The sequence below is a fragment of the Leptolyngbya sp. FACHB-60 genome (genome assembly GCF_014695775.1).
GTDB lineage: Bacteria > Cyanobacteriota > Cyanobacteriia > Phormidesmidales > Phormidesmidaceae > Nodosilinea.
In genome coordinates, this window is the sequence record NZ_JACJOX010000026.1 from 19002 (window position 1) to 32885 (window position 13884).

15 protein-coding genes are annotated in these 13884 nt (G+C 59.2%); 11 read left to right on the plus strand and 4 right to left on the minus strand.

All coding sequences use genetic code 11. The features are described from left to right. The first annotated feature begins 45 nt into the window (after nucleotides 1-45). The 7 genes from H6F57_RS10000 (at nucleotide 46) to H6F57_RS10030 (ending at nucleotide 4959) form a co-directional block, all read left to right on the plus strand. The gene (locus tag H6F57_RS10000; RefSeq protein WP_190630317.1) at nucleotides 46-1260 is read left to right on the plus strand and encodes a glycosyltransferase; all 1215 of its coding nucleotides are present in this window, start codon (nucleotides 46-48) and stop codon (nucleotides 1258-1260) included. An 85-nt stretch (nucleotides 1261-1345) separates the two neighbouring features. Continuing rightward, nucleotides 1346-1756: a hypothetical protein gene (locus H6F57_RS10005; protein WP_190630315.1), complete on the plus strand. Its 411-nt coding sequence runs from the start codon at nucleotides 1346-1348 to the stop codon at nucleotides 1754-1756. A 71-nt stretch (nucleotides 1757-1827) separates the two neighbouring features. Continuing rightward, entirely contained in the window at nucleotides 1828-2397 is a 570-nt protein-coding gene (gene def, locus H6F57_RS10010; protein WP_190630313.1) for a peptide deformylase, read from the plus strand. A 74-nt stretch (nucleotides 2398-2471) separates the two neighbouring features. Beyond that, a complete protein-coding gene (locus H6F57_RS10015) occupies nucleotides 2472-2669 on the plus strand; it encodes a hypothetical protein (RefSeq protein WP_190630311.1) in 198 nt (65 codons plus the stop codon). 114 nt (nucleotides 2670-2783) lie between these two features. Beyond that, nucleotides 2784-3674 carry a M23 family metallopeptidase gene (locus H6F57_RS10020; RefSeq protein ID WP_190630308.1) on the plus strand — a complete coding sequence of 297 codons (891 nt, stop codon included), beginning with the start codon at nucleotides 2784-2786 and terminating at the stop codon, nucleotides 3672-3674. Between the two features lie 86 nt (nucleotides 3675-3760). Further along, nucleotides 3761-4552 carry a peroxiredoxin-like family protein gene (locus tag H6F57_RS10025; RefSeq protein WP_190630306.1) on the plus strand — a complete coding sequence of 264 codons (792 nt, stop codon included), beginning with the start codon at nucleotides 3761-3763 and terminating at the stop codon, nucleotides 4550-4552. Nucleotides 4553-4560: 8 nt separating this feature from the next. Then, nucleotides 4561-4959, plus strand: coding sequence for a DUF1622 domain-containing protein (locus tag H6F57_RS10030; protein WP_190630305.1), 399 nt, complete (start codon nucleotides 4561-4563; stop codon nucleotides 4957-4959). A 35-nt stretch (nucleotides 4960-4994) separates the two neighbouring features. Here H6F57_RS10030 and H6F57_RS10035 read toward each other — a convergent pair whose 3' ends face one another. Then, nucleotides 4995-6347, minus strand: a complete 1353-nt coding sequence (locus H6F57_RS10035) for a hemolysin family protein (RefSeq protein ID WP_190630303.1) — start codon at nucleotides 6345-6347, stop codon at nucleotides 4995-4997. A gap of 163 nt (nucleotides 6348-6510) precedes the next feature. On the opposite strand from H6F57_RS10035, the gene ureE reads away from it, so the two are divergent. Together ureE and H6F57_RS10045 are read left to right on the plus strand one after the other, a co-directional pair. Beyond that, a complete protein-coding gene (gene ureE / locus H6F57_RS10040; protein WP_190630301.1) occupies nucleotides 6511-6981 on the plus strand; it encodes an urease accessory protein UreE in 471 nt (156 codons plus the stop codon). Beyond that, nucleotides 6968-7681, plus strand: a complete 714-nt coding sequence (locus H6F57_RS10045; RefSeq protein WP_190630299.1) for an urease accessory UreF family protein — start codon at nucleotides 6968-6970, stop codon at nucleotides 7679-7681. Before ureE ends, H6F57_RS10045 begins: the two co-directional genes overlap by 14 nt. 70 nt (nucleotides 7682-7751) lie before the next feature. Here H6F57_RS10045 and ispG read toward each other — a convergent pair whose 3' ends face one another. Both ispG and H6F57_RS10055 read right to left on the minus strand, forming a co-directional pair. Further along, on the minus strand, nucleotides 7752-8990 hold the full coding sequence (gene ispG / locus H6F57_RS10050; protein ID WP_190630297.1) for a (E)-4-hydroxy-3-methylbut-2-enyl-diphosphate synthase: 1239 nt from the start codon (nucleotides 8988-8990) through the stop codon (nucleotides 7752-7754). Nucleotides 8991-9165: 175 nt separating this feature from the next. Next, entirely contained in the window at nucleotides 9166-9870 is a 705-nt protein-coding gene (locus tag H6F57_RS10055) for an MBL fold metallo-hydrolase (protein WP_190630295.1), read from the minus strand. Between the two features lie 142 nt (nucleotides 9871-10012). On the opposite strand from H6F57_RS10055, the gene H6F57_RS10060 reads away from it, so the two are divergent. Both H6F57_RS10060 and H6F57_RS10065 read left to right on the plus strand, forming a co-directional pair. Beyond that, a complete protein-coding gene (locus H6F57_RS10060) occupies nucleotides 10013-11485 on the plus strand; it encodes a site-2 protease family protein (RefSeq protein WP_190630293.1) in 1473 nt (490 codons plus the stop codon). Nucleotides 11486-11530: 45 nt separating this feature from the next. After that, nucleotides 11531-11929, plus strand: a complete 399-nt coding sequence (locus H6F57_RS10065) for a hypothetical protein (RefSeq protein WP_190630292.1) — start codon at nucleotides 11531-11533, stop codon at nucleotides 11927-11929. Between the two features lie 49 nt (nucleotides 11930-11978). On the opposite strand, the gene H6F57_RS10070 is transcribed toward H6F57_RS10065, so the two are convergent. Next, a complete protein-coding gene (locus H6F57_RS10070; RefSeq protein WP_313933661.1) occupies nucleotides 11979-13370 on the minus strand; it encodes an NCS2 family permease in 1392 nt (463 codons plus the stop codon). Between the last annotated feature and the right edge of the window lie 514 nt (nucleotides 13371-13884).

The following is a 13884-nucleotide window of genomic DNA, read 5'->3' on the forward strand; positions in this document are numbered from 1 at the left end:
TGGTTTTGGGTAGCCTAGGGATTGGCTGTTGTTGTGCTGTCTGCTATGGGTTCTTCCGCTACTGATCAGCCCATTGTTCAGGGAGCCACTGAAGACAGGCTTACTGAAATTTTTACGGTCTTTAACTCAGGGAAACAGGGATCGCTGGTCTTTGTCTTCCTTGAAGTTTTTTCCTGGGAGGGGGGCATTCAGTCCTACGTTAAGGATGTTTTGGCGGCTTACCTAGAACAGCCTAGTCCTGCCCCCGCCGATGTTTTTCTGCTGCGGGATGGGCCAGATTGCCACAACCCCTACGATCGCTCCCCCCTACGATTTCATTACTTGGCATCGGCGTCGCCAGCGCTAGGGCGGGCCAAGTTGGTGACGGCACTGCTACAGCATTTGATCATCCAGCGACCGCGCCAGGTAGTCTGTGGCCACGTGTTGCTGCTGCCGCTGGTCTCGACTCTCTGCCGCTGGCTGAGGCTACCCTACACCGTGATGATTTACGGCAAGGAAGCATGGGAGCCACTACCTGAGCGAGAGCAGATGGCGCTGCGCCAGGCCGACTGGATTTGGGCCAACAGCCGCTACAGCCGCGATCGCGCCTGCACTGCCAATGGTCTAGACCCGGCTAGGGTGTTCATGGTTCCCTGTGCGGTAGATGGCAATCGCTTTAGCCCTGGCCCCGCGGACCCGGCACTGGTAGATACCTACAACCTGGCCAACTGCCGGGTGCTGATGACCGTAGCCCGCCTGTGGTCGGGGGATATTTACAAGGGTGTGGATGTGACGATTCGGGCGCTGCCCGCCATTGCCGCCGCTGAGCCCACGGTGAAATATCTGGTGATTGGCCGGGGCGATGACCAACCCCGGCTGGCGGCTTTGGCTGAGGAGTTAGGGGTGAGCGATCGCGTCGTGTTTGCCGGGTTTGTGCCCACTGAAGCTCTGGTCGCCCACTACCGCCTGGCCGATGCCTACGTTATGCCCTCCCAGGAAGGTTTTGGCATTGTCTATCTAGAGGCCATGGCCTGCGGTTTGCCGGTGCTCTCCGGCGACCAAGATGGCTCAGCCGACCCCCTGCAAGACGGGCGACTCGGCTGGCGAGTGCCCCACCGCAACCCCGAAGCGGTCGCTACCGCCTGTATTGAGATGCTGGCCGGCCGCGACCCTCGCTGCCAGGGGGCGTGGCTGAGGCAGGAGGCGCTGGTCGCCTATGGCACCCCAGCCCTGGCTAGTCATCTAGAGCGAGCGATCGCCCGCTATTCAGTAGCAGAGTAGCCGCAGCGCTAAAATACAGAGTTAAGGCTAGGGTCTGACCAAGCCGTTTTCAACCCCCTGCCTGTGCCGTGCGGAGAATGCCCCTGTGAACCCAAATAGCTCTAAACAAGTGCAAGTTAATTTTTCGGGCCTGGGCTGCTGGCTGACCCTGATTGGGGTGGTCTGGCTGCTGGGGGCTGTGGGTTTGGGCTGGCTGGTGAAATCGCTGGCGGTGCTGGTAGTGCTGCTGCTGGCGGCCCCGGTGCTGGGGTTTATTGGGGTGCGGTTTTGGCTGCGGCGCAACCTGGTGCAGGGTGCCTGTCCAGTGTGTGCCACCAATCTAACCGGGATTAAGGGGGCTGAGACCCGCTGCCTCAACTGCGGCACCCCTCTGCACACCGAGCTGAATGGGTTCTCGCGGGTGGCAGAAGAAGGCACCATCGACATCACCGCTGTGGATGTCACCGTTGAGGCAAAACCCATCCTGCCCGAGGGAGACTCACCCGGCGGCGGTTAACCGCTATGTCGAAGTGAGTCTGTGTTGTTAGGATAGATACATAACCCTAAATCACCCTGGACCCCATTCCTATGCCCGCCGCCATTCAAGTCGAAAAAACCAAGCTCAAGCAGCCGCCTCTGGAGATTCATACCCTGGGCGATCGCGTGCTGCGTCAGCCCGCCAAGCGGGTGGCCAAGGTCGATGATGAAATTCGCGCCCTGGTGAAGGAAATGCTGCAAACCATGTACAGCGCCGACGGCATTGGTCTGGCGGCTCCCCAGGTGGCGGTCAACAAGCAGCTGCTGGTCGTCGATATCGACCCCGAAAACGCTGCTAATCAGCCCTTGGTGTTGATCAATCCCCAGATCGTCAAAGTTTCCAAAGACATTGCTACTGGGCAGGAAGGCTGCCTCAGCATTCCCGGCGTCTACCTTGACGTAGTTCGCCCTGCGGCGCTCGAAGTTTCCTATAAAGACGAGAATGGTCGCCCTAAAAAACTTCAGGCCAACGAGCTGCTGGCCCGCTGTATTCTCCACGAGATGGATCACCTGGCTGGGGTGCTGTTTGTTGACCGGGTAGACAACGCCCTGGCCCTCAACCAGGAGCTGAAAAAGAACGGCTTTTACGCCAAAGACGTGCAGCCAATCACAGCCCATTAATCGCTGTAGGGCCGTGGTATGCTGCCTCGTTAGGGCCAGGAAATTGGCCCCCTTAGCCGTTTAGGAGAAACCCTGTGACCCCCAAGAGTGGCCTGTTGTTGGCTGGTTCCTGTGTTGCTGCGATCGCCGCAGTGGGCTCTGTCTTTGAGCTATCCTCCGGTAGCCCCGACTGGGGCACAGTGCCTACCACCGTCGTTCTCGGTCTCTGCGTGCCGCTAGTGGGGATCCTGTTTTACGCAGCCGTCAAAGATGCCAAGGCCAACCAAGAGTAATTCAGCGATAGCAGGATGGTTCGAGCCGTCTGTTCTGGACAATTCCGCTGATTTTTGGCATCCTTCCTCTCCCAGCAGCGTCTACTATAGAAACCATTGAGAGAGGACGGAGCTATGGAGCCGAACCGAGACACCCCTTTGCTGACCCGGCGATCGCTGCTGGTTGCCACCGCCGCAGGCTCTATAGCAGTGCTGCTGAGTCATCCGGCCCAGGCCTACGACGTCGTGCTCAACCCCACGGCTCCAGAGTTGGGCGACACCATCTCCGTCATCGTCATCCCTAGAGATCCGGCGGCCACGACGCCCCCCAAGGTGACGGTCAACGATAGCCTTGAATACCCTACCTTCCCCATCAGCGGCAACCGGTTTCGGGCCTTGGTGCCCACCAGCCCGCTGAATCCTCCTGGTCGCATGGTGATTCGGGTAATTGGCACAGAAGAGACCCGCAACCTGGCGGTGGGGCTCAAAAACCGCAATTTCCCCACCCAACGCATTACCCTGTCGCCCAGCCAGAGTGACCTGGGCACCCAGCACGAGTTCGACCGGGTTGCAGCTTTTAAGAACATCGTTAGCCCCGAGCGCTACTGGAATGGGCCGTTGGTGCGCCCCAATGAGGGCCGCACCAGCACCCAGTACGGCGTGCGCCGCTACTACAACGGCGTTTTTGCCCAAGACTACTACCACCGGGGCCTCGACTACGCTTCTCCCACTGGCTCGCCTGTGATGGCTCCCGCCGCCGGACGGATTGCTCTCGTAGGGCGCGTGTCTGACGGGTTCGAGCTGCACGGCAACACCGTCGGCATCGACCACGGTCAGGGGGTGCTCAGCATCATGATTCACCTCAGTCGCATCGACGTCAACGAAGGGGCTATGGTGCAGCCGGGGCAGGTGGTTGGTGCCGTGGGCAGCACCGGGGCATCCACCGGGCCACACCTGCACTGGGGGCTGTATGTCCACGGGGTGTGTGTAGACCCAACCCCCTGGCGCGATCGCGGCTTTGAGTAGAGCCGGTGGGGAATATGCCGCCGTAGGGTGGGCACTGCCCACCACTCGAAACGGAGTTTTCAAACGATCGCCCCAGGAATAATCCCATGAGCATCTACGAGATCTTGGCCCAAACCCAGCGGCAGCGGGTGAGCGACGGTGAGACGGTGGCACTGCTGAACGGCTGTGAAGGGTCAGCCCAAATTTTGGTGCTGGTGTGGCCCCAACTCGGTGACTTCGACAGTTTGGAGTACGCCTGGTGGTTGCAGCGCGAGGTCAACACCATGCGTCAGCGAGGGATTGCTGTGCGGGCGGTGGGCATCGGCGATCGCATCTCCGGCCAAAAATTCTGCGCCTATACCGGCTTTCCTGCCGCATCTCTATTTGTCGATGAGACCGCCGCCCTGCACCGCGAGCTGGGCCTATACCGAGGGCTTGCCCTCAACCCACCGGGCTTGCAGCCTGGGCCAGCCGCCTGGCTAAATTTGATGCTGATGTGCGCGGGTATTGCCAGCCCAGGGACACTGAGAGAAGTGCTGCGGGGCTATACGGGCGATCGCCGCGCTCCCCAGCTGATCGGTGACGACGAAGTGGTCAAAGCTGGACCACTGCCGCCACTGACCGGCAAAGCCTTTGCCATTGTCGGTGGTAGCGGCTTTCAGCGACCCATAGAACTGGCTACTCTACGCCTGCGCAACATGACTGAGGTATTGAGTAACTGGAGCACCTACGTGCCCAACGCCGCCTACCTGACCCAGCGCGGCGGCACCTTTTTGTTTGATGAACAGGGGACTTTGCTGTACGAGTACCGCGATCGCGGCATTCTTGGCTTTGCTGAGACCATGGCTACCCCCCTCGCCTTTCTGAACGATCAAGTACCCGCTGCTACCCAGGCTTGAGGGCCGCTATGGCATGGCTTGAACCTATAGAGGCGCTGCTCGAAGACATTGTCTTGGTCGTCACCTTCTGTCTGGAGGCAATCTCGGTGGTGTGCGTGGTAGCGGGACTATTCGAAACCGCTCGCGTAGCCTTCACCCTCAATCGCCATCGCCGGGGAAAAGAGTTTCCGTTTAACCAAGTGCGGCTGCGGTTTGGCACTTGGCTGGCTTTTGCCCTAGAGTTTCAGCTGGGGGCCGATATTTTATCGACTACCGTGGCACCCACTACCCAAGACTTAATCAAACTGGGGGTAATTGCCGTAATTCGTACGTTTCTCAACTATTTTCTAGATCGAGAAATGGCCTCTGAGCTAGCCCTGGTGAAAGAGCAGAAGCAGTTAGACAAAGACGCCATCAAAGGCCGGTAAGTCGAGGATTGGAGCAGCGTGAATAGCCCGTTAGCTTATCTCTCCAGGCCGTCATTTTCCTCGAAGGACGAGATTAACTCCGATCGCGACGGCAGATTTTGCAGCAGCACTTTGTCTACTCGGCGGCCATCCATATCGACGACTTCGAACCGCAGCCCTTCCCATTCAAAAAAGTCACCCGCGTTGGGAATGCGGCCCATATGGCGAATGATGAAGCCCGCCAGGGTGTGGTAGTTGTCTTCGTCTTCGGTTAGCTGTTCGCGGTGGAGCAGATCTTTGAGATCCTCCACCGGCAGCAGCCCGTCGAGCAGCCAGGAGCCATCATCCCGCTGGGTCATCATCGGGTCGTCGGCATCTTCTAGGGAGGGCAGATCGCCCACGATCGCTTCTACCACATCGTTGAGGGTGACTAGCCCCTCGACGCCGCCGTACTCGTCGAGCACCATGGCAAAGTGGGTGCCTGAGGCTTTAAACAGCTCTAGCACCTTGAGCACGTAGGTGCTCTCGGCCACAAACAGAGGTGGCTGCACTAGGCTGAGCAGCGTTGTTGGCTCGGTGTTTTGGCTGAGGTAGTTGGGCAGCAGGGCCTTGAGCGACACTACCCCCACACAGTCGTCGATGCTGTTGTTGCACACCGGAAAGTGGGAGTGGGCACTCTGCATCACCAGCTCGCTATGCTCGCCAAAAGAGGCATCCACATTCAGCCATTCGATGTCGGTGCGGGGGGTCATGATCGAGCGAATCGGGCGATCGCCCAGTTGCAGCACCCGCCCCATCATTTCTTGCTCGGCCACTTCGAAGGTGCCAGCCTCGGTGCCCTGGTCGATCAGCAGGCGCAGTTCTTCTTCGGTAATGGCGGCTTCGGGGCGTTCTTTGAGGCCCAAAAGATTGACTACAAAGCTGGTAGATATGCCCAGCAGAAAAACTAAAGGGGTGGCCAATCGGGACAGCCCCTTCATAGGGCCAGCCACCTGGCAGGCAATGGCCTCGGGATAGCTAAGGGCAATGCGCTTAGGCACCAGTTCGCCCACCACTAGCGACAGATAAGTAATCAACCCCACCACGATCGACAGACCGAGCACATCGCTGTAGGGAGCCAGGGCGGGCACCTGGTTGAGCACCTGGCTCAAGCTGTTAGCCACCGTGGCCCCCCCCACGGCACCGCTGAGAATGCCAATCAGCGTAATGCCAATCTGCACCGTCGATAGCAGGTCGTTGGGATTGTTGGCCAGCTTGAGGGCCAGCCTCGCCTTAGCGTTACCTCGTCGGGCCTGGTGTTCGAGGCGGGCCTTACGAGCCGACACCAGGGCAATTTCTGACCCTGAAAACACCCCATTAGCCACAATCAGCAGAAAAATGAACACACTTTTGAGGGCAATATCGGACATAGGGGAAGGTTAACGACGAGAAAGGAAGACAACAGAGAGCTAGCCTAAACCACAAAACCGTATGACATCTATAGCAGGTTTACTACTCTGTATTGAACGGCATATCCGCCTGCTGTGGTAAAACGGTTTAGTTGCTGGCCCCCTACTCTCTCTCTGAGCTGTTTTGCTGACTGTCAATCGTATACTGCCCCCCGATGAGGCCGCCCCTGTGGTCGCTACCCTGTCGCTGACGGCCAGCGATCGCGCCAAATCGCGCCACCGCTTCACCGCTGACGATGGCACCGCCGTCTACCTCAACCTGCCGCGTGGCACCGTCCTGCGCGGGGGCGATCTGCTGGGGGGCGACGACGAAACCGTCATTTGCATTGTGGCTAAGCCAGAGCCAGTGGTGGTGGTCAAGGCCCAATCTGGCTTTGACCTGATGCGGGCGGCCTACCATTTGGGCAACCGCCATGTCTCGCTAGAGCTGGCCCCAGACTGCCTCAAGCTAGAGCCCGACCCCGTGCTCGAAGCCATGCTGCAACAGCTAGGCAGATTAGACCTCACCACCGCCACCCTGCCCTTTGAGCCCGAGGCTGGGGCCTATCGCACTGCCACCCACAGCCCCTACGGCCACAGCCATGACCACAACTAAGGCCCAAGCCTTACTGCGGCTGCTACAGCTCACCAGCCCTGCCTTGCCGGTGGGGGCCTACAGCTATTCTGAAGGGCTAGAAACCCTGGTCGAGCAGGGAATAATTGCAACCGCTAACGACATGCTGCACTGGCTCACCCAAGAGTTGACCTACGGCCTGGTCGTTCTTGACGGTGCTGCCGTGGGGCTAGTGCACAGCGCCGCCGTTCAGGCTGGTTTGGGTGCTCAACCGGAGTTTTTTACCACTGAGGCGATTGCCCGCCTTAACCAAGATCTCTCGGCCCTGCGCGACAGTGAAGAAATCCGCCAGCAAAGCTGGGATATGGGCCGTGCCCTGGTGCGCATGGGCAGTCATTTACACCCCGATCTCAAGCCCTGGTTTAGTGCGGCGGGTAGCCCCTGTAACTTTGCCGTGGCCTTTGCCCTACTGGCCGCCCGGTGGGAGATTGATGCCCCGTCGGTGGTGCTGGGCTATCTGCACAGCTGGGCCGCCAACCTGGTAACCAGTGCTGTTAAACTCATTCCCCTGGGGCAGACGGTGGGACAGCAGATGCTGCTGGAGCTTTACCCTGTGTTGGAGAAGGCTTGCGATCGCGCGATCGCCACCCAGGCTCTAGACGAACTCTCCCTCAGCAGCTGGGGCACATCGCTGGCCACCATGCAGCACGAAGTCCTTTACACTCGCCTGTTCCGGAGTTAGAAGCAGTTTCAGAGGCAGAGGCCAGAACTTAAGGTCTCACCTGAACCCCTATACCTAAGACCTAACCCCTTTAGACCTTGGCATCCGGCTCCACCCAGCGCCCATCAGCCTTGATCAGGTTGATCAGCTCCGCCACGCCCTGATCCTCCGGCACCTTCTTAATCTCATCGCGGCCTCGGTACAGCGAAATATAGCCGGGAGTTTTGCCCACATAGCCGTAGTCGGCATCGGCCATTTCACCCGGCCCGTTGACAATGCAGCCCATTACCGCAATATCTAGCCCGGTGAGGTGCTTAGTGGCCTCGCGCACCTCGTGAAGCACCTCTTCAAGGTTAAACAGAGTGCGACCACAGGAGGGGCAAGCCACATACTCCACCATGGTTTTGCGCAGCCCCAGCGCCTGCAAAATGCTGTAGCAGACAGGAATTTCTTTTTCCGGCGCTTCGGTCAGCGAGACGCGAATGGTGTCGCCAATGCCCTGGGCCAGCAGCGTGCCAATGCCAGCGGTGGACTTAATTCGACCATATTCGCCATCGCCCGCTTCGGTCACACCCAGGTGCAGCGGGTAGTCCATCCCCAACTCGTCCATGCGGTGGCACATCAGCCGGTAGGCCGCCACCATCACCGGCACCCGCGATGCCTTAAGCGAAATCACCAGGTTGCGGAAGTCGAGGGATTCGCAGATGCGGATAAACTCCAGGGCGCTCTCTACCATGCCCTCGGGGGTGTCGCCGTAGGTAAACAGCATGCGCTCGGCCAGCGACCCATGGTTGACGCCAATGCGCATCGATTTACCCTGGTCGCGCAGAGAGACCACCAGAGGCTCTAGGGTTTCGCGAATCTTGGTGCCAATGTCTTCAAATTCGGTTTGGGAGTAGCCGGTGCGGCCGGTCTGGGGCTTCTCAAACACATAGAGGCCGGGGTTGATGCGTACCTTGTCCACATGTTTGGCCACCTCTAGGGCAATCTTCATGCCGTTGTGGTGCACATCGGCCACCAGGGGCACGGGCTGGTAGGTGTCTTCTAAAATTTTGCGGATGTCGGCCAGGGCCTTGGCGTGGGCCATGCTCGGCACCGTCACCCGCACAATTTCGCAGCCGATCTCGTGCAGGCGGCGAATGGCGGCAGCAGAGCCCTTGGTATCCAAGGTGTCTTCGTTGATCATCGACTGCACTACCACCGGGTGGCCACCGCCGATGGTGATACTGCCCACGGGCACCGGGCGAGTTTTGCGGCGGTGAATGGTGGTGTCGAAGGGGTCGAAGGCGTTAGCAGAAAACTGGGAAACGGGATTGGGAAGCGTTTGCATAGCCTGGGCTCAATGGTTGCCGGTGCTTAGACGTAGAGGGTTGGGGCGATTATCTGGGCCGGTGCGACCCGCGCACATCCACCTCCCAGAGTGCCACAGAATGGCCGCTAAGGGATGCTAGAGCGGCAAAAACTGCCCCCAATCGTAGCAACTTGTCCTGCTCGATACATTGCCCTCAAAGCAGCGACTGCACCCCTCGATAGGTCTCGATGTCGATCGCCTGAAGTCGTTCGTAGGCGCGATCGATGGTGCGCTGCCCCCGCAAAAAGCCCGTGCTGGCCCCCGGACAGATATGGGCCAGAGTATCGGTAGAAAAGCGGTTTTTTAGCGCCTCAACCTGCTGGAGCTGACGGGGCCAGTGAAAGGTTTTAGATAGGCGCAGCGGTTCTGGCTCACCGGTTCGGCTGGGCAGCAGGTGCCGCCCGGTAAACAGCACGCCGCCGTAGGCGCGGTAGTAGAGGCAGGCCGACCCCGGCGAGTGGCCTGGCGTCCAAAAAGCCTCTAGCTCGGGGCTAAATTCAAAGCTGTGGTGAAATGCGGTGGTGGGGGTATCGGGGAGCAGGTAGGCCTCCTGCTCTTGAATCACCACCTCGCAGCCCAGAGCTTTTTGAATCGCGGCGGCCCGACCCATACCCCCCCGGTGGGTAATGAACAGCCGTTGCACCCCACCCTGGGCAGCCAGCCAAGCGCGATTTTCCTCATCCCAGGCTGGGGCATCAATGAGTAGATTGGCAGGCAGGCCCTCGGCAGTGTTGTCTACAATAAAGTAAGCCGTAGCTCCCTGGGTATCGCGGTTGGGAGCGAAGGCGTAGACGGTGTCAAACACCGGGCGCGGAGCTTTGGGACTGGGGGATGAAACCGGCGCTGAAGCTGCTGTCATGAAGACGGGTAAGGGGTGAGAAAAACCGTTGAAACGCCTATACTAGCTGAACCGCGCCCCCGTCGCCTGGGTTATTTTTGTTGGGTCAGCCGCCTAAAAACGGTGATTCTGGTTTCGATCGTTGCACTCCACTGGCTACTCGATGGTGTTTTTCTGGCTTATAGTTCTTGGTCTGCTGACCTATGTGCTGCTTCAGCGCAGCGTTAGCCGCATCACCCGTACTCCCGTGGGGCTGCTGTGGCTGGTGATGATGATGCCAGCGTTTATTTTGACCGCCTGGGTGATGGTTTACGGCAACGAAGAGCCTGCCCCCACCGCCCTGCTGCTGGGTCTATTTATTGCTTGCCCGCTGCTCTACTGGGCGCTAATTCAAAAGGGGCGCATTGCCGCACCAAAAGCGGCTAATGCCGAGGGCGCGGCGGCTGACGCTAAGAAGCTACTGGTACCACCGCCCAAGCCCGTCCTGCGCCCCATCGACAAAGACGAAGAAGCGATGCTTCAGGGCTGCTTCCCCTGGTCGGTGTATTATCTGCAAAACATTGAGTACCGCCCCCAAGCGATGATTTGCCGGGGACAGCTGCGCTCTACGCCTACTGTGGCCTACGACACTGTAAAAGAGAATATTCGCCGCCACTTCGGCGATCGCTTCCTCGTCCTCTTTCAAGAGGGTCTTCAGGGCAAGCCGGTGTTTGCTCTGGTGCCCAACCCTCAGGTCGAAAAGGGCGATCGCAGCACTCAAACCCTGACCCGCCCAGGGCTAGCGTTGGGCCTGCTGCTGGTCACCCTGTTTACCACCACCGCCGTGGGCACCTACTTGGCGGGCGTCACCGAAGAACAGCTCCAGGCCGCGCCCGCGTTAATTTTGCAGGGGTTGCCCTACGCCTTGGGGCTACTGGTCATTCTCGGCTGCCACGAGATGGGCCACTACCTGGCGGCTCGCCGCTATAGGATGCAGGTCACACTGCCCTACTTTATTCCGGTGCCGTTTTTCTTGGGCACTCTGGGAGCGTTCATTCAAATGAAGTCGCCGGTGCCCAACCGTCGTGCCCTGTTTGATGTGGGCATTGCTGGGCCTTTGTCGGGGCTAGTGGTAGCGGTGCCGCTGCTGCTATGGGGGCTGAGCCAGTCCACCATCGTGCCCATTCCTGAAACCGGCTCTAGCCTGCTGAACTTTGAGGCCCTAGACCCCAAGGCTTCCCTGATGCTGACCCTGCTCTCAAAGCTGGTGCTGGGGTCAGCGGTGGCGGCTGACGAGGCGATTCACCTGCACCCGATCGCGATCGCGGGCTGCCTGGGTCTGGTAGTTACCGCCCTCAACCTGATGCCCGTGGGCCAACTCGACGGCGGCCACATCGTCCACGCTATGTACGGTCAGCGGATTGGCGGCATTGTGGGCCAGGTGGCTCGGCTGCTGGTGTTCGGCCTCGCCCTGGTGCACCCTGAGCTGATGATCTGGGCGATTCTGCTGTTCTTTATTCCAGCGGCAGACCAGCCTGCTCTCAACGATGTCAGCGAGCTAGACGATCGCCGCGACCTGCTGGGGCTAGTGGCCTTGACACTGTTGGTTATGATTGTGCTGCCAGCGCCGGGCATTCTCACTCGGTTGCTGTATTAGCCCCAGGGCTACCCCTTAGTTCTGGCCATTGTTCTGGTAACCGCCATGTCCCAAGACCTCACCCAGTGGATTATGGAGGTGCGCACCCTCCAGCGGCAGCTGGCCGACACCCAAAAAGAGCGCGACCAGGCCTACAACAGCGCCGCTAACTGGCGTCGCCTCTACGAAACCGAAGCCCGTCAGCGGCGCGAAGACTCCATCGCCTTTCAGGCCCAAATCGACGCGCTTCAGCAGCGCCTCGACACCGATCCCGGTGCCGCGCTGGAGAAAGATTTAGATTTGTCCACTATCAACTCCCTCCAGGGGTTGCAGCAGCGCCTCGACGGGTTAGTGCAGCAGTGCCAAGACCTCACCCAGCAGTTGCAGGCCGAGCAAGCGGCCCATGCCCAGACCCGCCAAACCCTCACCGCCGCCCTGGGCGACACCTTCGACGCCCTAAAGTAGGGGCGCACGGTTGCACGCCCCTACCGCCGCGGGAATTTAGGCTCTGTCCCTAGCCGCCCGCGACAAAGATATACCGCAGCAAGAAAATAGCGGCCAAAATCCACATGCCAATGGTGGTCTGCGAGGTTTTGCCCTGGAAGGCCTTGATCAGCGGGTAGGCAATCAGCCCCATGGCCAAACCTTCAGCGATGGAGAAGGCCAGGGGCATCATGATAATGGTCAGAAAAGCGGCGATCGCATCGGCGGGCTCATCCCAGTCAATATTCTTGGCTGCCGACATCATCAGCACCCCCACAATGATCAGCGCTGGGGCAGTGGCAAAGGCCGGAATGCCCTGCAACAAAGGGATAAACAGCATCGACACCAAAAACAGCCCCGCAGTCACCAGAGCCGTAAAGCCGCTGCGCCCCCCTTCAGAAATGCCCGATGCCGACTCAATGTAGGTCGTCACCGTTGAGGTGCCCAGCACCGCCCCAGCGGTAGTGCCAACGGCATCGGCCATAAACGCCTTTTCTACCCCCGAAAACTTGCCGTCGGCATCGATATAGCCAGCTTTAGAGCCCAGCCCAGTCAGGGTGCCAATGGTGTCAAACAAATCCACAAACAGGAACACAAAGATAATGCTCACCATTTGCCAGAAGTTGATGCGGAACAGTTCCCCCAGACCCACAAAAGCCTGACCAAATAGACCGACTGGGGCCGAAGGCACTGCCATCAGCCCCGTCGGCCAGGGCGACACCCCCGAGAGCCACGCCAGCACCGAGGTGCCTAAAATGCCCCACAGCAGTGCCCCCGTCACCCGCCGCGAGAACAGGGCGGCAGTGATGCCCACGCCAAGCAGCGCCATGGCCGTTTGGGGCGATCGCAGATTGCCTAGGGTCGTAAACGTCGCCTCCGACGGCACAATAATGCCCGCCCCCTTCAAGGCAATATAGGCAATAAACAGACCAATGCCTGCCGTAGTGGCGTGCTTCACCGCATCGGGAATGGCCTCCACAATTTTGCCGCGCACATTGGAGATGGTCATGAGGATGAAGATAATCCCCTCAATGAACACCGCCGCCAGGGCCACCCGCCAGTCAATCCCGAGGCCCAGCACCACCGTAAAGGCAAAGTAAGCGTTGATGCCCATGCCAGGGGCCAAGGCAAAGGGGAGCTTAGCGTAGAGCGCCATCACCAGCGTAGCCAGCGCCGCCGACAGGCCCGTGGCCATCACCAATTCTCCAAACAAGTCTCCCGACTCGTTGAGAAAGATCGCATTCGACAAAATAGCCGGGTTCACAATCAAGATGTAGGCCATCGTGACAAAGGTCGTCAGCCCCGCCAGCGACTCCGTGCGAAAGTCAGTGCCATGGGCAGCAAACTCAAAAAACTCAGCAATTTTGTTCCCCGGTCCCGCCTTTGGTGGCGCTTGGGGCAGTTGTTCAGTGGGTTGGGTCACGGTAGACCTCCTTATAAATGGATAGGCAATTGGCCAATATAGACCCACAAGGCCAATAGACTCAGCCCTAGTCCACGACATCTACCCCATTGGATCTGCTATCAGAGCTACAATCTCTGGTTTTTCCCTGCCGCTACATCCCCAAGCACCGTACTCAAAGCCAGATGCTAGGAGGGTTTAAATAGGGCTACTCTACTACTTTCGCCTACTTCCGCCAGGGCCAGCGAGTGCCCATTTCTGTCGCCGCCGGCCAACCTAGGTACAGCACCAGTAGGGCAACGCCCAAAAGAAAAGGGCCAATATCATTGGGCATAGATCGGGGTGCTCGAGGGTAAACAAAGCTGCCTTTTAAACTCTAAGCTATGGGGCGATCGCGATCGCTGCCAATGACCCGAGCAACACCGGCGATCGCCAGAACCCAGCCGTTACAGAAGATATCTACCCCCTTCAGGCTTACAACACGCTCATCTGCATGGCTATTGCTCTACACCTCCCCGACGCCGTTAGCCTGCAG

Coding starts and splice junctions, on each gene's coding strand:
- H6F57_RS10000 (WP_190630317.1), top strand. CDS start 46: ATGGGTTCTTCCGCTACTGATCAGCCCATTGTTCAGGGAGCCACTGAA.
- def (WP_190630313.1), top strand. CDS start 1,828: ATGCCCGCCGCCATTCAAGTCGAAAAAACCAAGCTCAAGCAGCCGCCT.
- H6F57_RS10020 (WP_190630308.1), top strand. CDS start 2,784: ATGGAGCCGAACCGAGACACCCCTTTGCTGACCCGGCGATCGCTGCTG.
- H6F57_RS10025 (WP_190630306.1), top strand. CDS start 3,761: ATGAGCATCTACGAGATCTTGGCCCAAACCCAGCGGCAGCGGGTGAGC.
- H6F57_RS10030 (WP_190630305.1), top strand. CDS start 4,561: ATGGCATGGCTTGAACCTATAGAGGCGCTGCTCGAAGACATTGTCTTG.
- H6F57_RS10035 (WP_190630303.1), bottom strand. CDS start 6,347: ATGTCCGATATTGCCCTCAAAAGTGTGTTCATTTTTCTGCTGATTGTG.
- H6F57_RS10045 (WP_190630299.1), top strand. CDS start 6,968: ATGACCACAACTAAGGCCCAAGCCTTACTGCGGCTGCTACAGCTCACC.
- ispG (WP_190630297.1), bottom strand. CDS start 8,990: ATGCAAACGCTTCCCAATCCCGTTTCCCAGTTTTCTGCTAACGCCTTC.
- H6F57_RS10055 (WP_190630295.1), bottom strand. CDS start 9,870: ATGACAGCAGCTTCAGCGCCGGTTTCATCCCCCAGTCCCAAAGCTCCG.
- H6F57_RS10060 (WP_190630293.1), top strand. CDS start 10,013: ATGGTGTTTTTCTGGCTTATAGTTCTTGGTCTGCTGACCTATGTGCTG.
- H6F57_RS10065 (WP_190630292.1), top strand. CDS start 11,531: ATGTCCCAAGACCTCACCCAGTGGATTATGGAGGTGCGCACCCTCCAG.